This is a genomic window from Rhizobium sp. 01L419 (assembly GCF_056400025.1).
The window spans coordinates 1-19,267 of record NZ_JBFTSM010000014.1 but is presented as its reverse complement, the minus strand read 5'-3'; the positions used below and the strand labels follow the sequence as shown (position 1 = coordinate 19,267).

The 19,267-nt window shown below is 61.1% G+C and carries 18 protein-coding genes and 1 pseudogene; 10 read left to right on the top strand and 9 right to left on the bottom strand.

The genetic code is table 11. From position 1 onward, the window contains the following. Window positions 1-124: 124 nt before the first annotated feature. Complete coding sequence (locus AC1DUP_RS24695; protein WP_477835119.1) at window positions 125-982, bottom strand: peptidoglycan recognition protein family protein; 858 nt, start codon at window positions 980-982, stop codon at window positions 125-127. 31 nt (window positions 983-1,013) lie between these two features. Then, window positions 1,014-1,919 carry a hypothetical protein gene (locus AC1DUP_RS24690; RefSeq protein WP_477835117.1) on the bottom strand — a complete coding sequence of 302 codons (906 nt, stop codon included), beginning with the start codon at window positions 1,917-1,919 and terminating at the stop codon, window positions 1,014-1,016. 175 nt (window positions 1,920-2,094) lie between these two features. Between AC1DUP_RS24690 and AC1DUP_RS24685 the strand changes: the two genes are divergently transcribed. After that, entirely contained in the window at window positions 2,095-2,841 is a 747-nt protein-coding gene (locus AC1DUP_RS24685; RefSeq protein WP_477835115.1) for a hypothetical protein, read from the top strand. Between the two features lie 123 nt (window positions 2,842-2,964). Here AC1DUP_RS24685 and AC1DUP_RS24680 read toward each other — a convergent pair whose 3' ends face one another. After that, window positions 2,965-3,417 carry a TspO/MBR family protein gene (locus AC1DUP_RS24680; RefSeq protein ID WP_477835113.1) on the bottom strand — a complete coding sequence of 151 codons (453 nt, stop codon included), beginning with the start codon at window positions 3,415-3,417 and terminating at the stop codon, window positions 2,965-2,967. An 87-nt stretch (window positions 3,418-3,504) separates the two neighbouring features. Continuing rightward, window positions 3,505-4,407, bottom strand: a pseudogene (locus AC1DUP_RS24675) (AraC family transcriptional regulator). A 93-nt stretch (window positions 4,408-4,500) separates the two neighbouring features. On the opposite strand from AC1DUP_RS24675, the gene AC1DUP_RS24670 reads away from it, so the two are divergent. Next, window positions 4,501-5,238 (top strand): SDR family oxidoreductase, encoded by a 738-nt coding sequence (locus AC1DUP_RS24670; protein ID WP_477835111.1) that lies wholly within the window; start codon window positions 4,501-4,503, stop codon window positions 5,236-5,238. Between the two features lie 182 nt (window positions 5,239-5,420). On the opposite strand, the gene AC1DUP_RS24665 is transcribed toward AC1DUP_RS24670, so the two are convergent. Continuing rightward, entirely contained in the window at window positions 5,421-6,296 is an 876-nt protein-coding gene (locus tag AC1DUP_RS24665) for an NmrA/HSCARG family protein (RefSeq protein WP_477835109.1), read from the bottom strand. A gap of 111 nt (window positions 6,297-6,407) precedes the next feature. On the opposite strand from AC1DUP_RS24665, the gene AC1DUP_RS24660 reads away from it, so the two are divergent. The 6 genes from AC1DUP_RS24660 to AC1DUP_RS24635 all read left to right on the top strand — a co-directional run bounded on the left by AC1DUP_RS24660 (window position 6,408) and on the right by AC1DUP_RS24635 (window position 14,543). Beyond that, window positions 6,408-7,325, top strand: a complete 918-nt coding sequence (locus tag AC1DUP_RS24660; protein ID WP_477835107.1) for a LysR family transcriptional regulator — start codon at window positions 6,408-6,410, stop codon at window positions 7,323-7,325. A gap of 83 nt (window positions 7,326-7,408) precedes the next feature. Beyond that, window positions 7,409-8,167 carry an adenylate/guanylate cyclase domain-containing protein gene (locus tag AC1DUP_RS24655; protein ID WP_477835105.1) on the top strand — a complete coding sequence of 253 codons (759 nt, stop codon included), beginning with the start codon at window positions 7,409-7,411 and terminating at the stop codon, window positions 8,165-8,167. A gap of 140 nt (window positions 8,168-8,307) precedes the next feature. Beyond that, on the top strand, window positions 8,308-8,877 hold the full coding sequence (locus AC1DUP_RS24650) for a TetR/AcrR family transcriptional regulator (protein WP_113312236.1): 570 nt from the start codon (window positions 8,308-8,310) through the stop codon (window positions 8,875-8,877). A gap of 137 nt (window positions 8,878-9,014) precedes the next feature. Beyond that, complete coding sequence (locus AC1DUP_RS24645) at window positions 9,015-10,211, top strand: efflux RND transporter periplasmic adaptor subunit (RefSeq protein WP_477835102.1); 1,197 nt, start codon at window positions 9,015-9,017, stop codon at window positions 10,209-10,211. 6 nt (window positions 10,212-10,217) lie between these two features. Beyond that, window positions 10,218-13,376 (top strand): multidrug efflux RND transporter permease subunit, encoded by a 3,159-nt coding sequence (locus AC1DUP_RS24640; RefSeq protein WP_477835100.1) that lies wholly within the window; start codon window positions 10,218-10,220, stop codon window positions 13,374-13,376. 369 nt (window positions 13,377-13,745) lie between these two features. Beyond that, window positions 13,746-14,543: a class I SAM-dependent methyltransferase gene (locus AC1DUP_RS24635; RefSeq protein WP_477835098.1), complete on the top strand. Its 798-nt coding sequence runs from the start codon at window positions 13,746-13,748 to the stop codon at window positions 14,541-14,543. Window positions 14,544-14,945: 402 nt separating this feature from the next. Here AC1DUP_RS24635 and AC1DUP_RS24630 read toward each other — a convergent pair whose 3' ends face one another. The 3 genes from AC1DUP_RS24630 to AC1DUP_RS24620 all read right to left on the bottom strand — a co-directional run bounded on the left by AC1DUP_RS24630 (window position 14,946) and on the right by AC1DUP_RS24620 (window position 17,349). Further along, window positions 14,946-15,323, bottom strand: coding sequence for a cytochrome c-type biogenesis protein (locus tag AC1DUP_RS24630; protein ID WP_113301666.1), 378 nt, complete (start codon window positions 15,321-15,323; stop codon window positions 14,946-14,948). 196 nt (window positions 15,324-15,519) lie between these two features. Continuing rightward, entirely contained in the window at window positions 15,520-16,266 is a 747-nt protein-coding gene (locus AC1DUP_RS24625; protein WP_477835096.1) for an SDR family oxidoreductase, read from the bottom strand. A gap of 183 nt (window positions 16,267-16,449) precedes the next feature. Continuing rightward, a complete protein-coding gene (locus tag AC1DUP_RS24620; RefSeq protein ID WP_477835094.1) occupies window positions 16,450-17,349 on the bottom strand; it encodes a helix-turn-helix domain-containing protein in 900 nt (299 codons plus the stop codon). A 185-nt stretch (window positions 17,350-17,534) separates the two neighbouring features. Between AC1DUP_RS24620 and AC1DUP_RS24615 the strand changes: the two genes are divergently transcribed. Then, a complete protein-coding gene (locus AC1DUP_RS24615) occupies window positions 17,535-18,116 on the top strand; it encodes a hypothetical protein (RefSeq protein WP_477835092.1) in 582 nt (193 codons plus the stop codon). Between the two features lie 13 nt (window positions 18,117-18,129). After that, a complete protein-coding gene (locus AC1DUP_RS24610) occupies window positions 18,130-18,747 on the top strand; it encodes a hypothetical protein (protein WP_477835090.1) in 618 nt (205 codons plus the stop codon). Between the two features lie 403 nt (window positions 18,748-19,150). On the opposite strand, the gene AC1DUP_RS24605 is transcribed toward AC1DUP_RS24610, so the two are convergent. Continuing rightward, window positions 19,151-19,267: integrase core domain-containing protein (locus AC1DUP_RS24605; protein ID WP_477835395.1), on the bottom strand; the 117-nt coding region annotated here is incomplete at its 5' end.

Sequence of the window (19,267 nt, the reverse complement as noted above, 5' to 3'; positions counted from 1 at the left end):
CCGACATTAGGGCTGCGCGAGCCACGCCGCAAGCAAATCGGCCGTCTTCGTTTCACACAAATTCGGCCGCAAGACCGCGTCACGGTTTGCTGCAGTTGCCCTATGGTTTTCGGGGCGCGCTAAACTATTTCACTTTAACGAGCAGGCGTCCGAATGCGGCATCGAAATCCTCCAGGCTGAAATTCTGCGGGTCGTCATGCCCGTCGCTCAGGCCTTGATCGATTGCCGCATGAAATGCCGGAACGAGGCCAGTCTGGGCACGCATGCTCGCCACGAGATAAAGGAGCGCGAGGCGATCATACTGGGCTTGCGAGAAACCCGGCGTTGGCGCATTGCCGTCGGGTTGGCTCGGGTGTTTCCGGCGCGGCTGGACGTTCTCGATGTGAAGGAACATGCCACGCGCCAGGGTTCCGATCTGCAGTTCCAGCTTGGTTGCGCGCCAGGGCACGCCAAAATCATGGCCGACATAAATCTCGCCCCGGCGGTTGAGAAATATGTGCGCCTTGGCGTTCGACGCGCTCTTGAACCCGTCAAGCCGATTGACCTGGTTGCTTGTATCGATGTCGGCGGGAAACTGCGCCACGTTCCCGAAATTCGGCGAACTCGTGTCGTGAATGACGAAATAGCGCGCGAACGGCGCATGCGGATTGTTCGAATTGCCACGGGATACCGGGGCGTCGAGACTGCCTCCGAGCCCGGCTTCGGTGAGCCCCTGGGCGGAGATTTCTTGCTGCACCTTGGCCTTGGAGATATCGACCGGTTTGCCGATGAAGCCGGCAAGATTGGACGGCAGCTGCGCCGGCGCGGCATCTACATTTCCCAGTATTTTCACCTTGCGCAGCAGACAGGACGCCTGTTCGCTGGAATTTCCGGCGAAGGCCATGGTTTCCGTGTCGAATTTGCATTTTCCGAAAATCGCCGCACTCGTCTGGCCGGTCGTACCGGCGAGTATGAGAATGCCCAGGGTCAAAAGGTAACGCATCGCAAACTCCTCTCCTGTTTGCTTGGAAACATCACGGGCACATTGCGCCGCCCGTCAGGTTGAGCTTCTGCTTGGCAAAGGCACATAATTTCGAGATGGCGTTCTCCGGCTTCAGGTCGGTGTCCCGGCTGCCTGGGTAGGCGATGAAAATCACGTCGTGGCCGAGCCCGAAATTCTTGTAGGGATAAACGTGTCCCGGCCCGACGCAGGCGGTTCCATCGCTGTTCCACTTCTTGCAACGGCTTTCGCCAATTGCCTCGAAGACCCTGCTCGATCCCTCGCCGAGCCGTATGAAAGGACCACCGTCCGCGATCAGAACCGGCGTCCACCGGTCCTTGTAGACGACGATCCCCATATCGCCGAGCCGCAGTCCGGTCTTTTCCGCGAACATGCGGCCCATTTCACCGCTCTTGCTGCCGGTTATCTTGGAAAGGCCGGCCGTCGGTATCACGATGAAGGGAATGCGGTCCGGATCGATTTGCGCGGGTTGCGCGGAAGGATTAGGTGAACCTGGCCATTTATAGGACGTCTCCTTCAGGTCCGTAGCGCCGGGCAGACCGTTCCATGCCGCCCAGGATCCATCGACATCGAGCGCCATCTTGCTGCGCCAGTAGATCCCGCCGTCCTTGAGACGTAGCAACGCCTTCACATTGCTGGGGTCGCGACTGCACAGGTAGTACTGTTTCGATTCCGCGACGTTTGGAAGCCTCAGGTTAAAACCGAGAAACTTATCCTTCCTGCTCTGTCCGGCCGCGCCGTCGCAACCGACAAACTCTCCCCGATAGGACTCGTCGAGCGGCGTCGCAGCGGAGAATTCGACGGCTTTGAGGACGTCGGCGGAGCTCGCCGGCGGTTCCGCGGCGTGAGCGCGAATAGCGAGCATCGCGACGCCAAGCGTCACTAAAACGCGGGATAGTTGAAGCATGTAGAGAGACATGGTCTGCGGCTCCTCCTGCTCGGCTCCGTTGCAACGTGAGCAACCCAAGTGACTATTTCATTTAATCTTAGATTGTGCAATATTAACGACAATAAAAACACCAATGTCTCCGCAGGTTGAAAGTAATTCCCATAAATATTTTGTACGGACGGTAAAAATGCAGCGGCTGCTTCTTATGACCTTGAGAAACGTTGGGCTTGCCATTGTGGTCGCCGGGTGCGCCACGCGCGTCACGCAGGCGGCAGAAACCGACCCGGCATCGCTGGTGGCTGAAATGGAACATCGCTTCGAGATGCGCATCAGCGGCGGGCAGTATATGAGGTCATCCTGCTCGCCAACGGCGGCTGACGACTGGCCGGGCGTCGAACTCCTGCGCTGCACCTACAGAGAACTGAACACCGAGGCGACGGTGACGCTCGCCTTGCCGAGCGCCGCACAGCTGGCACGCTGGACAGTTTCCGCCTGCCGCGACGCCGGAGCGACCGACATGAAGGCTTGCGCGCGCCACATCGAGAAGCGCATCTGGTCGGCTTCGAATGCCCAGTTTCCGGTGCGTGGCTATGTGATCGAGCCGCAGTCCGTGATCGGTGGCCCGGCAGACAAGGCCTACTGTTTTCTGTTCCGCGATGGCGTGACGGTAAGGACGGCCGCGGTGACGTCACGTCCGCCGCAAGACGGCAAATGCGCTCCGCAAACTGCGGAAAATGATCCGATCACGCGCGCTTTCACCTACGCGCGGATCGCGTCGACCACCCGGGCCGAGTTGGCGCTTGCCCCCGGCGCCCCGAGCGAATCCGCTCTGGCGGGCACGGCTTTTCCCGATGCGGTGCGCAAGGAATTTGTCGCCGCTTGGACCGCCGACCGCAACCGCCTGATCTCAGGTGCTGCCATCGCCGACAAGGCGAATAGGAAATTCCACTGACCGTGTTTCCCGTTTCTATCTAGAGCAATTCCAGCAAAAGTGGGAACCGGTTTTGCGTCCGCAATTGCAGAGAAAACAATAAGCTAGAGCACTGAAGGCGAATCCGTTTTCGCCGGAAAGGCTCTAGTTCATCGAGACGATGGCGGCATTGAGCGCCGTCGCATAAGCCACCCAAACGGCATAGGGCATGAACAGAACCGACGATATCCGGTTACGTTTCCACGACAGGCCGATGAAGGCAAGGATCAGCAGGAGCAGCGGGATGATGATCATCAACCCCAGGCTCGGGGATCTGAGGCCGAAAAAGGCTGGCGACCAGGCGAAATTCAACACCAGCTGGGCGATCCAGCTGGTCATGACGGGTGAACGCCTGCTGCGCGCATAGGTTCGCGCGCCCGCAATGCCGATGAGGATGTAAAGGACCGTCCAGGCCGGGCCGAACAGCCAGTTCGGCGGCGTGAACCAGGGCTTGGCAAGCGACTGGTACCATTCATCCGGCAGGTTGATGAGACCGATGAGAAGCCCGCCGCCGAGCGTGAGCAGAATGAAAACGAGATAATGATCAAACCGGTGCAACGGACCCCCCGCCAGAATCCTAACTTTGAGTGACGATTGAAGTGGCGTCCGCCGGCGCGTCGTCAAGAGCGCCAGGAGTCCGCCCGATCAGGCATCCCGCCAGTAGCGCTTCGGCGCACGGCCGAAGACACGCTTGAAGGCATTGCCGAAGGCGCTTTCGGAGGAATAGCCGAGGGTCGCGGCAAGCCCTGAGACCGTTGCCTCCTTGCGGCGCAGCGCCTCGCGGGCGCGGTGCATGCGCCAGCGGGTGACGTAGTCGAGGGGCGCAACACCGACCAGATCGCGAAAGCGCTCTGCAAAGGCAGACCGCGACATTCCGGTGCGGCTTGCGAGCTCGCCCACCGTCCAGCGGTATCCCGGGTCGTTATGAACAAGGCTGATCGCCTTGCCGATTGCGGGATTGCCGAGCGCGCCGATCCAGCCCGCATTGTCTGTGCCGGCGCGGGCGACATGGGCGCGCAGCGCCTGCACCAGCAGGATATCGCCCATCCGCCGTGTCATCAGCGTCGAGCCCATTTCGCCGGTCCCGAGCTCGTCATCGAGAGTGGCGAGGGTGGCGCTGAGGAGCGCGGCGGCGCGGTCGCTTGCGGGGATATGGATGAAGGGCGGCAGCGCATCGAGCAGAAGCTGCGCATTGCCGCCGGATATGATGAAACTGCCGCCGATCAGCGCCGTCTCGTCGCCGCCATGCCGGGCAATATTGGAATGCTCCCAGTCAAAGAAGGCGATGCCATCCTCCGGCTCGTTCTAGAGATCATTGGCGATCACATAATCAGGCGCATTGGCAAGCAGGAACGTATCGCCAGCCTCAAGCCTGAAAGGTGACTCGCCCGGTAAAATTATCCAGCACCCGCCCCTCAGCACCGCGACGAATTTCAGCGCCGGCTTGGGCGGGAAGCGAAAGGCCCATTGGCCGCCGACCTCGAAACGAGTGCAGCGGGCGCTCTGGATATCGACAAGCGAAAAGACATCGGACAGGGGATCGATCATGATTTCCGGACGATCTCGACGAAATGAAAGAGCCTGCAGCATAGATTCTCCAAGCTGCGGCTGCAATCCTCAGGGAGAGCAAAGGAGAACAAGATGTCACTGATCAAGGACAAGATTATCGCCATTACCGGCGCCAGCAGCGGGATCGGCGAAGCGACCGCACTTATACTGGCCGAGCACGGCGCCAGGATCGTGCTCGGCGCAAGACGCACCGACCGGCTGGAAGACCTCGCACGGCGTATCAGGGAGCGAGGCGGCGAAGCCATCCATCTCGCCGTCGATGTGAAGAAGCGCGCCGATCTGGAAGCGTTGGTCGCGTTGGCCTGCGATACCTATGGCAGGCTCGACGTGCTGATCAACAATGCCGGCATCGGGCCGATCTCGCCGATGGATGAATTGCGGGTCGAGGATTGGGAGGAGATGATCGACGTCAACATCAAGGGGCCGCTCTATGGCATCGCCGCCGCCCTGCCCGTTTTCCGCCGCCAGGGCTTCGGGCATTTCGTCAATACGCTCTCGACGGCCGGTATCACCATCAAGCCGACCATGGCCGTCTATGCCGGCACGAAGAACGCCATGCGCACCATTGCCGAGGGCCTGCGGCAGGAGGCTGGCCCGAACCTGCGTGTCACCAATGTCTCGCCGGGCTTCATCAAGACGAATTTCGCCGACTCCATGACCAGCCCGACGATGAAAGCCGGCATAACCAGGAGCATGGAGGAGATGGCGATCACGCCCGACGCGATCGGCCGCGCCATCGCCTTTGCCATCGAGCAGCCTGACGATGTCGATGTCGGCGATATCGTCATTCGGCCGACGGCGCAGGCGTGAGGATGGCGCCACTCGCAAGCGCCGCCATATGACGACGACGGCCACCCCCACCCTCCGTCATGCTCGGGCTCCTCCCGAGCATCTGCAACGCTTCCACGAATGGCACGTTGGTTAGATCCTCGGGACAGGCCCGAGGATCACGGAAGGCGCGGCAGTCGCTCCCACATAACGCGAGAACTCACTCAAGCCTTGTCGAGAACACTCCAGTCAAAACTCTTCGCCCAGTCGGCATAGCTGTGCCAGCCAACATCAGGGAAATCCCGGCGCAGGGTGGCGATATCGGCGGAATAGCCCGTGCGGTCGAACCATTCGAACATCAGCGCCGCATCTTCGCTCTGCTGGCGCATGGCCGCAATCGGCAGCTCCTGGAAGCGGATCGGCTGGCCGAGCGCCTCGGTGAGAATCTTCGCCTGCTCCTCGCCGGAGAGCTCGTCGCCTGCGATATCGAAACGCTTGCCGAAGACCTGCTCGCGCCGTTCTGCAAGGGCGGCGACGAAATGGCCGATATCGTCGATGGCGATCTGCTGCAGCTTGCGGCCCGCAGGCAAGGCAGCGGCATAGACACCCTGTTTCAGCCCACCGATCGCCCAGGGAGCCACAGTATTCTCCATGAAGGCGACTGGAGCCGAGATCGTGTAGGGAATGCCGAGCCCGGAAATATGCTGTTCGACCAGATATTTGCTGTCGAAATGCGGAATACCGGTCTTCCTGTCGGCATCGCCGACCGAGCCGTAGATGAGATGGCCGATACCGGCCTCCTTGGCTGCATCGGCAGCGGCAATACCCTGGCGCGTCTCAGCTTCGATGCCGGCCTCATAGCTGTTGCCCATAAGGTACATCGTCTCGGCGCCCTTTGCTGCCTGCACGACGGAATCCCTGTCATCGAGATCGCCGGCGACCACTTCGACGCCTGTGGCGGCAAGCCGTCGGGCGGCATCGCTGTCCGGTCTGCGCGTCAGCCCCTTGACGCGATGGCCGCGTGAGGCGAGCGCGCGGGCGACGGCGCCGCCCTGCTGGCCGGTGGCGCCCGATACGAGAATGGTTCTGGTGTTGCTCATGTCTCTGCTCCTTCTATTGCTCATGGCAGTTGCTGATGGAGCAGATTTAGGATTGCCGCATTGGTTCATAATGGCCTAAAAATGCCAAACATCGTCCCATTGAGAGCAACAATGATCGATCTCAACGACATCGTGATCTTCTCCCGCGTCATCGAAACCGGCAGCTTCACTGCGGCGGCCCGTCTGCTCTGCATGCCCAAGACGACGGTCAGCCGCAGGGTTGCAGCCCTCGAGCGTGACCTTGGCGTGCGCTTGCTGCAGCGCACGACCCGCAGCCTCGGCATGACGGAGGCCGGCCGTCTCTATTATGAGGAGGCGGGTGAAGCACTCAGGAAAATCGAAGGCGCCAACATCAAGCTTGCCGAAGCGCAGGCCGAGCCCTCGGGCACGATCCGCATATCGGCTCCCGTCGGCTTCAGCGGCCATTTCCTGCAGGAGGCGACCTTCGAATTTATGGCGACCTATCCGAAAGCCAAGGTCGAGCTGCGGCTGACCGACGAGCGGCTGAACCTCGTCGACAATGGCATAGATCTCGCCTTCCGCACCGGATCGCTGGAGGATTCCACCCTGATCGCCCGCAAGCTTGGCCCCACCTATCGCCTGCTCTGCGCCAGCCCCGCCTATCTCGCCCGCGCCGGCAAACCGGCGACCCCTGACGATCTCGCAGGCCATGACTGCGTCATCGCCGGGCCATCGGCCGCCCACGCGCAATGGGTGCTGGAAGGCTTGGCCGGGCAGGAAACGGTGTCCGTATCCGGCCGCTTTGCCGCCAATGAAATGCAGGCGGTCATGGAGGCCGCGATCGCCGGCCACGGCATCGCGCAGCTGCCTTACGGCGTCGCCTTCGCCTGTATCGCAGACGGGCGACTGCAGCGCGTGCTCGAGGACTATACGACGGCCTCCGGCGGCCTGTATGTCGTCTATCCGAGCAGCAAGCACCTTTCGCCGCTGGTACGCGCCTTCATCGCGCTCGCGGAAAAGCGCCTGCATGCGGCCGATACACGAAACATCCTGCCGGATAGTCCATAGGTCAGCCGCGCTTCAGCCTGAATGGTTGCCAAAGCCGCCCGATAGGCAGAAGCTCGTTTTCTGTGATCGGGGGAAAGCGGCATATGGCGATATCAGCGATATCAGGGCAGCCGGCAAAATCCGGCAGCGCCGGCATCTGCCGTGGCTGCTGGGACCAGATGCATATGCCGATCCCGATTGGCGGTCCGCTCTCGCTGCCCCTGCGCGCCTTCGGCATCACCAGAAGCAAGATGAACCCCGATATCTGCACGATCTGCGAGCGCTCCTTCAAATATGTGAAGAAACAGCGCCATATCACCTCCGGTGCCACCATCCTGTTTGCCGATATCAGGGGCTATACCGGCCTTTCGGAACGCATCGGTGCCGTCGAGCTCAGCCATATCGTCAGCCTCTTCCAGGACCGTGCGGCGCAGGCGATCTGGGCCAATGACGGGATCGTCAACAAGCAGATGGGCGACGGGCTGATGGCGATCTTCAACTTCCCGATCACCCGCAAGGACCATGCCGCAGCCGCGATCATGGCGGGCAAGGACATCCAGCGTTTCTGCGGCGAGGCGCTGGCCACCCTCAATATCGGCCAACCGCTCGGCGTTGGCGTCGGCATCCATACGGGCGACGTGCAGATCGGCGAATTCTCCAGCTTCCGCAGCGATTTCACCGCGATCGGCGGCGTGGTGAACCAGGCGGCCCGGCTGGAATCGCAGGCGGCACCCGGCGAGATTCTTGTCTCGCTGGAAACCACGCTCCAGGCCCCCGAACTGATGGGCGGCACGGAAGCACGGTCGCTGTCGTTGAAGGGCATCGAGCAGCCAGTGGAGGCGCGGGTTTTGCGGGTAGAGTGAGCCGAAATCCCATATTTCCCAGGCTTTTCAGCGCTGTGGCTCCGGCTCCTTTCACCGCCCTGTCATTCCATCAAAACAAAACCACTTGCATTTAAATCCGAACGTTCGTATTTTTATCCACGAAACCGGGAACCATATTCGTGACGCGAACGCGCAAGATCACCACTGACGACATTCTCGACGCTGCCGAGCGCGTCGTCGTACGATCAGGTGCGACCGGGTTGTCGATCGATGCGGTGGCCAAGGAAGCCGGCGTCAGCAAGTCGCGCGTCGTCTATGACCACAAGACCAAGAGCGCACTGCTGGAAGCGCTGGTCGATCGCCGCGTCGGCGCCGATATCGCCCATATGGAAGAATGCGTGAAGGTAAGCAGCGACACCCCTCACCCGGAGCTCTACGGTCGCATCGCGGCTGCCGACAAGACGCTTGACGATACCGACCGCGCCGTGGCGATGGCGATCAGCGCCTCCATGTCGAGCGAGGAAAATCTGCAGCAGATCATCCGCAAATGGGTGGTGACCGATCTGGCGGCGATGGCCGCCGGGCCGAAGCCGCGGGCAGCACTGATGGCCTATCTGGCGCTGACCGGCTTCTATTGTACCGAACTCTTCGATTTCCACCGCTGGAGCGGTGAGGAGCGGCAGGAACTGCTCGAGGATATCCGCAAGGTCTACACGACCTTCCCCGAGCAGCCTGAAACGAAGACTTGAAAACCTCGAAACCACAATACCTTAAGCAATTCCAGGAAAAGTCTGAAACGGCCTTCCGTCCGGAATTGCGTGAAAATGAAGAAACCAAAGCAATAACCTAGCAAGCCGCCGGGGGCGGCCAAAAAGGGATGTTACCGATGTTGCGCAATACCAGACTGCCTCGCCCTTTGGCGTTGATGGCAGCCACGACCCTTCTCGCACTGGTCGCCGGGCAGACGTTCGCCCAGGAAGGTGGCATGCAGATGCCGCCGGCGGCCGTCGGCGTGGTCGAGATGAAGAGCCATGCCGTGCCTGTGGTCAACGAATTGCCGGGCCGCATTGCCGCCACCCGCGTTTCGGAAGTGCGCGCCCGCGTCTCCGGCATCCTGCAGGAGCGCGTCTTCGAACAGGGCACCTTCGTCAAGAAGGACGACGTGCTCTACCGCATCGATCCCCGCATTTTCCGCGTCCGCGTCGCCTCTGCTGAAGCCACGCTGCAGCGCGCCAAGGCGACACTGCAGAATGCCCGCCTGCAGCTGGAGCGCCAGCAGAACCTGAAAGAGCGCAATATCGCGACCGGCATCGATTACGATTCGGCAGCCGTCGCCGTCGCCCAGGCCGATGCCGATGTGGCAAGTGCCGAGGCCGGCCTCGATGAAGCGAAGATCAATCTCGATTACACCGAGGTCCGTGCGCCGATTTCGGGCATCATCGGCGGCGCGCTGGTGACCGAGGGCGCGCTCGTGACCGCCGACGGCACCTCCAATCTGGCGCTCATTCAGCAGGTCGACCCTGTTTATGCCGACTTCACCCAGTCGGCTCAGGATCTCTTGAACCTCAAGCGGGCGGTGGCCGACGGCAAGCTTGCGAGCACCGCACCCGGCGAAGCCCGCGTCGAACTCGTCTTCGACGATGGCAGCCTCTATGCCGAGCCCGGCCGGCTGCTCTTTGCCAGCGCCAATGTCGACCCCAATACCGGACAGGTGACGCTGCGCGCCGAATTCCCCAACAAGAACGACGATCTCCTGCCCGGCATGTATGTGCGCGTGCGCATCGAACAGGCCGTGCGCCAGGATGCGCTGACCGTGCCGCAGCGCGCGGTGACCCGAAACGAAGCCGGCCAGGCGCAGGTCTACGTGCTCGCCGAAGGCAACAAGGCGGAGCTTCGCCCCGTCACGCTCGGCCAGGTTCTGGGCTCGGAATGGGTGGTGGAATCGGGCCTGAAGAGCGGCGAAACCGTCATCGCCGATGGCGTCCAGAAAGTGCAGCCCGGCGCGACAGTGGCGCCCGAACCCTGGAAGCCGGATGCGGTAGCGAATGCCCCGGCCGCCGCTCCCACGAAGCCTGCGGAGTAAGAACTCATGGCACAATTCTTCATTCGCAGGCCGATCCTGGCCTGGGTCTTCGCGCTGTTCATCTCGATTGCCGGCATCATCGCGATCCCCTTCCTACCGGTCTCGCAATATCCGAAGGTCGCCCCGCCGCAGCTCTCGATCTCCACCTCCTATCCGGGCGCCTCGCCGCAGGAGATCTATCAGGGTGTGACGCGCCAGATCGAGGATGAGCTGAACGGCGTCGAAGGCCTGATGTATTTTGAATCGACCTCGGACAATTCCGGCTCGGTCAGCATCAACGCCACTTTCCGCGCCGGCACCGATATCGACCAGGCCTCCGTCGACGTGCAGAACGCCATCCGCCGCGTCGAAGCCCGCCTGCCCGCCACCGTCCGTTCCCAGGGCATCAACGTGGAAGAGGCAAGCTCCGGCTTCCTGATGTTCATCGCGCTCACCTCCACCGACGGCACGCGCGATGAAGTGGCGCTCGGCGATTACATCACCCGCAACATCATCGGCGAGCTGCGCCGCATCGATGGCGTCGGCCGCGCCCAGCTCTTTGCCGCCCAGCGGGCGCTGCGCGTCTGGATCGACCCGGACAAGATGGTCGGCCTGAACCTCACAACCGATGACATCAATGCCGCTATCACCGCCCAGAATGCCCAGGTCGCCGCCGGCCAGATCGGCGCCGCGCCGAACCCGGTCAGCCAGGATCTGACGGCGACGGTGCTGATGCAGGGCCAGCTGCAGACGCCGCAGCAATTCGGCGAGATCATCCTGCGCGCCAATCCCGATGGCTCCACCGTGCGGCTGAAGGATGTCGCCCGCGTCGAGCAGGGTGCGGAATCCTATAACTTTACGAGCCGCCTGAACGGCCAGCCGAGTGCGGCCATCGCCATCCAGCTCTCGTCGACGGGCAATGCCGTCGCCGTCTCCAACGCCGTCAACGAGAAGATGAAGGAGCTTTCGCGCTTCTTCCCCAAGGGCATCGAATATTCCGTTCCCTACGATACCAGCCCCTTCGTCTCGGCTTCCATCGAGAAGGTCATCCACACGCTGGTCGAGGCCGTCGCCCTCGTCTTCGTGGTCATGTTCATCTTCCTGCAGAATTTCCGCTACACTGTTATCCCGACCCTCGTCGTGCCGGTGGCGCTGCTCGGAACCTGCGCGGTCATGTATGCAACCGGCTTTTCGATCAACGTGCTGACCATGTTTGCCATGGTGCTGGCGATCGGCATCCTTGTCGATGACGCGATCGTCGTCGTCGAAAATGTCGAGCGCATCATGGCCGAGGAAGGGCTCTCGCCAAAGGCGGCCGCCCAGAAGGCGATGAGCCAGATCACCGGCGCCATCCTCGGCATCACGCTGGTTCTCTCATGCGTCTTCATTCCCATGGCCTTCTTCCCCGGCTCGACCGGTATCATCTACCGCCAGTTCTCGCTAACCATGGTCGTCTCGATCCTGTTTTCGGCCTTCCTGGCGCTGTCGCTGACGCCGGCGCTCTGCGCCACATTCCTGAAGCCGATCAAGCAGGGCCACCACCACAAGCGCGGCATCGGCGGCTGGTTCAACCGCAATTTCGAGCGCATCACCGCGGGCTATTCGAAAAGCATCACCGGCATGGCGCGCCGCGCCGGGCGCATGATGATCGTCTATCTCGCCCTCGTCATCGGCCTCGGCTACCTCTTCATCAACCTGCCGACGGCCTTCGTGCCGGATGAAGACCAGGGCTTCATGATCGTCGATATTCAGGGTCCGCCGGAAGCGAGCGCCAACCGCACGATCGAATCCATCAAGCAGGTGGAAAAGATCTTCCGCACCGAATCCGCCGTCGAGAATATCGTGGCGATCCAGGGCTTCTCCTTCTCGGGCAACGGCGCCAATGCCGCACTTGCCTTCGTCACCCTGAAGGACTGGGCAGACCGCGGCCCCGGCAATAGCGTTCAGGAAATCGCCAACCGCGTGAACGGCCAGCTCTTCGCCCTGAAGGATGCCACCACCTTCGCGCTGTCGCCGCCGCCAATCGAAGGCTTCGGCGCCACCGGCGGCTTCTCCTTCCGCCTGCAGGACCGCGGCGGCAAGGGCCAGGTGGCCCTTTCGGAAGCGGCCGGCCAGCTGATGGGCATGGCTGCCAAGAGCCCTGTCCTGACGGGCATGCGCGTGGAAGGCATGCCTGACGCAGCCCAGGTGCTGATGGTGATCGACCGCGAAAAGGCCAACACCTTCGGCATCTCGTTTGCCGACATCAACAATGCGATCACCGCAAACCTCGGCTCGTCCTATATCAACGACTATCCGAATACCGGCCGCATGCAGCGCGTCATCGTCCAGGCGGATGATCGCGCCCGCCTGCAGATCGACGACGTGATGAAGATCAACGTGCGCAATGCGAGCGGCGGCATGGTGCCGCTCTCCTCCTTCGCCATCGCTCAATGGCAGAAGGGCGCACCGCAGATCGTCGGCTATAACGGCTATCCGACCGTGCGCATCTCCGGCGCGCCTGCCCCCGGCCAGTCGTCAGGTGCGGCAATCGCCGAAATGGAACGCCTCGCCTCGCAGCTTCCTGATGGATTCGGCTTCGAATGGTCCGGCCAGTCGGCGGAGGAAATCACCTCCGGCAGCCAGGCGCCGATCCTCTTCAGCCTGTCGATCCTCTTCGTCTTCCTGCTGCTTGCAGGTCTCTACGAAAGCTGGTCGATCCCGCTCGCGGTCATGCTGGTCGTGCCGCTCGGCGTCCTCGGCTCGGTCGCGGCGGTGATGCTGCGCGATATGCCCAACGACATCTACTTCAAGGTGGGCCTTATCGCGATCATCGGCCTCTCGGCCAAGAACGCCATCCTGATCGTCGAATTCGCCAAGGACTATTACGCCGAAGGCAAGTCCCTGCTGGATTCGGCGATCGAAGCCGCCCGCGTCCGCTTCCGTCCGATCATCATGACCTCACTCGCCTTCACCCTCGGCGTCGTGCCGCTGGCGATCGCGACAGGCCCGAGCGCCGCCAGCCAGAACGCCATCGGCACCGGCGTGCTCGGCGGCATGATCTCCGCCACCGTGCTCGCCATCTTCTTCGTCCCGGCCTTCTTCGTCTTCGTGCTGAAGCTGATGCGCACGAAACGCCCGGTCACTGAGGAGCAAACGCCAGCAGCACCCGAGACACCGCCACCCGCACCGGCCATCCACTCCTGACCTACGACCGGTGCGTCATGCCTCCCGGGCTCCCTTGAGGGCCCGGGAGGTTTTTGTTTGGGGTGTAGTTGAAGCCAATCGAGGCGTTGTGCAGCGTGGCACCCCCCTCTGGCCTGCCGGCCATCTCCCCCACAGGTGGGGGAGAAACGCTAGGCGCGCCGGCTTCCCCAAACAATCAGCGTTATAGCTTGGCGAAACGGTAGAGAGACGCGAAGGTCGGGCGGCTCGTTATCTCCCCCACCTGTGGGGGGAGATGGCCGGCAGGCCAGAGGGGGGCGCCACACGGCACACACGAAACTTTTGCCCAATAGACACCCCATCCACCCGCCCTATATCCGCCCGGCAAAAGCACAATTGCCAGGAGCGCCCATGCCATCCACCTTCATCGCCAAGGGCGCTACCGCCTATGAAGCCAGCATGGGCCGCTGGAGCCGCAAGCTCGCCACGCCCTTCCTTGACTTCGCCGGCGTGCCCAAAACCGGCCGCGTGCTGGACGCCGGCTGCGGCACGGGCAGCCTGACGCTGGCGCTATCGGCCCACCCCGGCCTCATCGCCATCGAAGCCCTCGACTTCGAAGATAATTTCGTCACCGCGCTCCGCACCCGCACCGAAGACCCGAGGATATCAGCGCGCCAGGGCGACGTCTGCGTCCTGCCCTATGAAGACAAGAGCTTCGACGCCGCCTATTCCCTGCTCGTCCTGCACTTCGTCTCCGATGCCGACAAGGCCATCACCGAAATGCGCCGCGTCCTCAAACCCGGCGCCACCGCTGCCGCCGCCGTCTGGTCCTATGGCGGCATGCCGAGCTGGCGCCTTTTCTGGGACACGATCCGCGCCCTCGAACCCGAAGCCGAAGGCAGCGGCATCCCCTCCGGCCCGCGGCCGATGACGGCGGAGGGCGAGTTGCGGGCGCTGTTTGCAAGCGCGGGCTTTGCCGATGTCGCCGAAGCGAGGCTGACGATCATGATGGACTACGCCGGGTTCGACGATTTCTACCTGCCGAAAGTCTATGGGCAGGGACGGTTTTCGGCCTTCTTCGATGGATTGCCAGCGCCCAGACAGGATCGGCTGCGGGAGGCGCTGAGGCTGGCCTATCTGGATGGGAGAAGCGAGGATGGGCCGCGCGGGTTCGAGAGCATGGCCTGGGCGGTGCGGGGTACGGCCTGAGCCCACACGCGTGCGGTTCCGACCATCCGTTTATGGGGCCAGTTTCCGAAGATGGCGTTTGATGAGGACGATGAAAAAGACATGGCGCGGGAGCGTGTAGTATTGCTGACTACAAACGCAATACGTGTTATTCGTGGAGACGGGAGCAGTCCCGCTCCCGAAAAGGAGGACTCATCATGCGTAATCTTCTTGCTAAGGCAATGGTCGCACTGCTGACATCTTCATCGGCCCTGCTTCTGCTGGCGGTTGCCGCAGAAGCCTCAAGGTCAGGCGGTTAATTCAGAGACTGTCGCGGCTACAGGGAAGGCACACTGCCCTGTAGCCGCTGGACGACTACAAGGCGTGCGACAATCTCGTCGGCTTCGGCAGATTGGCGAGGTGGCCAGAGCCCCTGCCTCTTCGTCAGTACTTCATATGAAGCAGCTCAGGAAAATCGTAATAGCGCAGCCGCTTGTCGTGGCAGCGATAGTCATTTTGCGTGGAGTCGATGATCATGTTGTTTTTCAGGGCGATCCCGATATACGACCAGTCCGGAATGGAACGCTCCGTCGTTCGAATGCAGTACGCATAGATCTTCTCTTCCGGTCTGAGCAGAACCACGCTTGAAATCTCGGCCTTTAAGAAATCCCCCGCCTTGATACGCCCACGCAGCATATCAATGATCTTGTGTCGCAATGCGCTGGACGGAGGACGCTGCGAATCCGCAACGGATTGCGGGGCCGGAGTCTGGCAGCCGGCCAACGCCATCGCGGCGGCACAGAGAAGTACAGTCGTCCTCATTCAGTTCAATCTCCCCCGAAAAGCGCGCAGCACCGAATATTTCCTACAAACATTACGAGAATAATATTTGCAATACTCGGGTTCGAAGAATCATCAAGGCCGCGAAGCGCTGCGCTGGAACAATCGCGGTTATCGTGCGCGGGGCACCGCACAAGCTAGGACTTCGCGCTGATATTATGCGGCGCCCCGGACGGGCTTACCAAGCCTGCTGCGTCGGCATCACGAACACCTCAGCAATATCCACATGCGGCGGCGCCTGCAGTGCAAACAGCACCGTCTCCGCAATATCCTCGGCCTTCAGAAACTCCATCTGCGTCTTCAGCTCCTCCATCTGCTGGCGCGCGGCCGGGTCCGATATCTGGTCGTAAAGTTCGGTCTCGACAGCACCCGGCTGCACGCAGGTCACGCGGATATTGTGCTTCTTGCCGAGCTCGATGCGCATGCCATCAGACAGCGCGGTGATTGCATGTTTCGTCGCGCAATAGACCGACAGGCCCGCAAAGACCTTGCGGCCGGCAATCGACGAGGTGTTGACGATATGGCCGGATTTCCGGCCGATCATGTGCGGCAGCACGGCGGCCGTCGTGTTGAGCACGCCCTTGATATTGACGTCTACCATCCGGTGCCACTCATCCGTCTTCAGCGCATCGATATCCGACAGCGGCATCAGGCCGGCATTGTTGAAGAGGATATCGATCGGGCCGAAGGCCTCGGTGAGCTTTGCGACGCCTGACGCAACGGAAGCGCTGTCGACGACATCCATCTCCAGCGCTATTCCCTGCCCGCCGGCCTTTTCGATCTCGGCAACGAGCGCCGCCAGCCGCTCAGTACGCCGCGCGGCAAGACCGACCTTGGCGCCATTGGCCGCAAGCTTCAGCGCCGCGGCAGCGCCGATACCGCTCGATGCGCCGGTGATGAGAGCAACTTTTCCTTGGAGAGACATGGTTTCATTCCCTTTTCTGCCGTCCTGAGACGGTTGGTTTCGACGGGAACAAACTACAAAGATGGCCGCGCGCTTTCGCTCGGCCGCTTGCTGAAACTGTCGGGGATTTGCTGTGAAAGAGAGCAATTCCAGCAAAAGTGCACAGCGGTTTTGCCTCCGGAATTGCCTAAAAACAGAAAGGCTCTACCCGCGATAGTCACGCGGGCTGACGCCCACCTGCCGGCGGAACACCTGCGCGAAATGGCTGGGGCTGGAATAGCCGAGATCGAGTGCGATCTGGATGATGCTGGCCTCCGTCTCACGGAGCAGCCGGCGGGCCTCGGCCATCTTCAGCTGGATGAAATAATCCGATGGCGAAGAACCGGTCGATTGCTTGAAGACGCGGGAAAAATGAAAGGCGCTAAGCCCCGCCTCGGCCGCCAGGCTCTTGAGATTGAAAGCCTGATCGAGCCCTGCCTCCATCATCCGCACGATCAGCTGCAGCTTGAAGGCCGGCAGCGCCCCGCGCCGGGCAGGCAGCGCGCTATCCCGCTTGCCGTACTGCCGCACGAGATGAACGGCGAGCGCCTGCGCAATGCCCTGCACGACCATTTCGCTGGGTTCGGCAGCACCCGTCAACTCTTTCAGGATCATCCCCATCAGCCCCGAAATCGCCTCATCCCGCGCCCCCGAAATATCCGCCAGCCGAAACCGCTCCGCGCCGTCAGCGCCAAAAACCTCCGCTACCGCCCGCTGGTAGATCGGCAGCCCGAGATAGAGATGCATGACGCAAAGCGGCTCGCCTTCACTCGTCTCCCACCGCATCTCATAGGGCGTCTCACTCTGCGTCAGATAAAAATCCCCCGCCGAGACCTCCACCGACATCCACTCCCCGCCGATGTCCCGCTCCTCGATCCGAGCCGAGCCGGAGACGATCCAGACCAGCAATGGCTCGGCAACGGCGGGCACGAGGAGATTGGTTTCAAGCGGCTGATGGGACAGCAGATGGACGGAAATGGTGCTCCATGCCGGGCCGTGACTCCGGGCGAGAAGGCGGGCGTGGATACGCTGGCTCAAGGCTTCGGGGGTGGATTTTTGGGGCATGGGGTTTTGGGTTCGACTGCGTTGTTCTCAATTCTTATCAGAACGAGCGAAATCGTCGCGACATTCGCGGAGCCGAATCTGCAAGTCTCAGGGTATCCGATTAAATGCCCATCGGGCTATACCCTTGCGAACGGGTCCGCTTGTATGGAAGATTGTTTGTATGTAATTCAGACGGAGACGCGGCTTTGGATACCGTTGAGGGATATCGCATATCGGCTGATAAGTTGCCGGAATTATATCCCACACAATTTCATAGCGCGGAATTCTGGGAGATATTAGGCCGGACCATCGGGACTTTTGGATTTCTGGAAAATGTTCTCGGAAGAGCTATCTTCGCATTCACGGGAACCAAGGAATATTCAGAAAGCGAGCTTCAAGCTGCGTTGGAGGCATGGCTCCCACAGCTCGAAGGGGCGCTGAGCGATACTCTTTACCGTCTTATCGAAAGCTACGCAAAAGCCGTTAGACAGCACCAGCACCAACAGCTAGTTGGGTTTGACGATCTCATAGCTGATCTGAAAAAGGCAGCCGAACTTAGAAACGTTCTGTGTCATGGCTTTTGGGGAGCACCAGATGCCAATGGGGCCACAATCCCGTTCTACATGCGGTCCCGCGACAAACAGGTCTTCAATGACCCCGTGGATATCGCGTACCTTAGACGTATTCAGAAATCAGCAACTGCGCTGGCAGTCGCGGTAGTGGATTCAGTTGCCGCGATGGGGGTTCAGTTCCCCGGCTCCTTAGGCCCCGGTAAGCCGCTTATTTAGAGAGACCGAAAAGATGAGCGAACCACAGGTTGCGGGTCTCTCTAAAATAGCGCTTGTGAAGGCGGATCCTGATACGCGAGCCTTCACGCTAGTCGGCGCGTTTATGGGCTTTTTCGCGTTACTGGAGGCGGGAATCGACGTTGCGCTCGGCGAAATACTGGAGGTGCATGGCGCACGCCGCGTTATCGTCACTCGCAACATGGCTTTCGATGACAAGATCAAAACACTTCGTTCGTTAGTTGACATGTTCCTGAGTGATCGAGAAGAAGCGAAACGCTTTGACGAGCTTGCGCGCCGCGCCCGCACCTACGGTGAAAAGCGCAATATTGTCGCGCACACGCCATTCCGATCCAGCCCGAAGTCAGATGGCGTCGAGTTTTTCGCCATTTCTGCAACAAGCACGCTGAAATTTCCCGATATTGACTGGTCTATCGATGAATTTCTCCGACAGATCGACGAGATAAACTCTATCGACAATCAGCTGCGTTCTATTGAGAGCAGAATGGCCCTGGAGCGCGTCGCGCGCGCGCTTGCTCGACCTGAGTCCAGCCGCAAACTCGGGGGCCTGTTTGGATTAGGTGCAGACCTCTTATCTACGGAAACAAAGCCCGATTCTTCCGGCGCCACCTAGCCAGCTTTTCGCTCAGCCAAGAGGAACAGCGCGCGTGCTTTATACCGCGCGTACCACGGGCGCATGGGGAAACCCCGCGCGCAATCAGGACGGGACGCCTCAAATTTGACGACGGCTGATAGAAAACGGTCGGAGGTTGGGGCACAACCAGCGCATCGAGCAGCCACCGACTTACCCAGCGCCTATCCCATCCATCCTCCGGCTGATGGCGGAAAATGTCGCGCCACTTGACGAAACATCTGAGTCCCGCGTCAAGCCATGGTGACGCCTTACGTGTTGCTGATATCTTATCGAGGCTGAATTTGGGGGAGCACTCGACGCAAGGCTTGCGTTAACTCTGGAACAATATTGCTTCGCAGCGCGCGCGTGAGTGGAGTGCCCCCCATTTCGCCGGACAGATCAGCTATTGAGACAATGCTTTGATGAACTCCCTTGGGGAGGCCATTTTCAGCGCTGAGTGTGGGTGGATTTCATTATAGTCTTCGATCCATCCGTCGATCTTCCGGAGGGCTGTTGCGGC

Bases quoted from the DNA above. Each gene is read 5' to 3' on its own strand.
- AC1DUP_RS24670 (WP_477835111.1), top strand. From the start codon at position 4,501: ATGTCACTGATCAAGGACAAGATTATCGCCATTACCGGCGCCAGCAGC.
- AC1DUP_RS24685 (WP_477835115.1), top strand. From the start codon at position 2,095: ATGACCTTGAGAAACGTTGGGCTTGCCATTGTGGTCGCCGGGTGCGCC.
- AC1DUP_RS24645 (WP_477835102.1), top strand. From the start codon at position 9,015: ATGTTGCGCAATACCAGACTGCCTCGCCCTTTGGCGTTGATGGCAGCC.
- AC1DUP_RS24620 (WP_477835094.1), bottom strand. From the start codon at position 17,349: ATGCCCCAAAAATCCACCCCCGAAGCCTTGAGCCAGCGTATCCACGCC.
- AC1DUP_RS24655 (WP_477835105.1), top strand. From the start codon at position 7,409: ATGGCGATATCAGCGATATCAGGGCAGCCGGCAAAATCCGGCAGCGCC.
- AC1DUP_RS24660 (WP_477835107.1), top strand. From the start codon at position 6,408: ATGATCGATCTCAACGACATCGTGATCTTCTCCCGCGTCATCGAAACC.
- AC1DUP_RS24625 (WP_477835096.1), bottom strand. From the start codon at position 16,266: ATGTCTCTCCAAGGAAAAGTTGCTCTCATCACCGGCGCATCGAGCGGT.
- AC1DUP_RS24695 (WP_477835119.1), bottom strand. From the start codon at position 982: ATGCGTTACCTTTTGACCCTGGGCATTCTCATACTCGCCGGTACGACC.
- AC1DUP_RS24610 (WP_477835090.1), top strand. From the start codon at position 18,130: ATGAGCGAACCACAGGTTGCGGGTCTCTCTAAAATAGCGCTTGTGAAG.
- AC1DUP_RS24630 (WP_113301666.1), bottom strand. From the start codon at position 15,323: ATGAGGACGACTGTACTTCTCTGTGCCGCCGCGATGGCGTTGGCCGGC.
- AC1DUP_RS24635 (WP_477835098.1), top strand. From the start codon at position 13,746: ATGCCATCCACCTTCATCGCCAAGGGCGCTACCGCCTATGAAGCCAGC.
- AC1DUP_RS24640 (WP_477835100.1), top strand. From the start codon at position 10,218: ATGGCACAATTCTTCATTCGCAGGCCGATCCTGGCCTGGGTCTTCGCG.
- AC1DUP_RS24690 (WP_477835117.1), bottom strand. From the start codon at position 1,919: ATGTCTCTCTACATGCTTCAACTATCCCGCGTTTTAGTGACGCTTGGC.
- AC1DUP_RS24665 (WP_477835109.1), bottom strand. From the start codon at position 6,296: ATGAGCAACACCAGAACCATTCTCGTATCGGGCGCCACCGGCCAGCAG.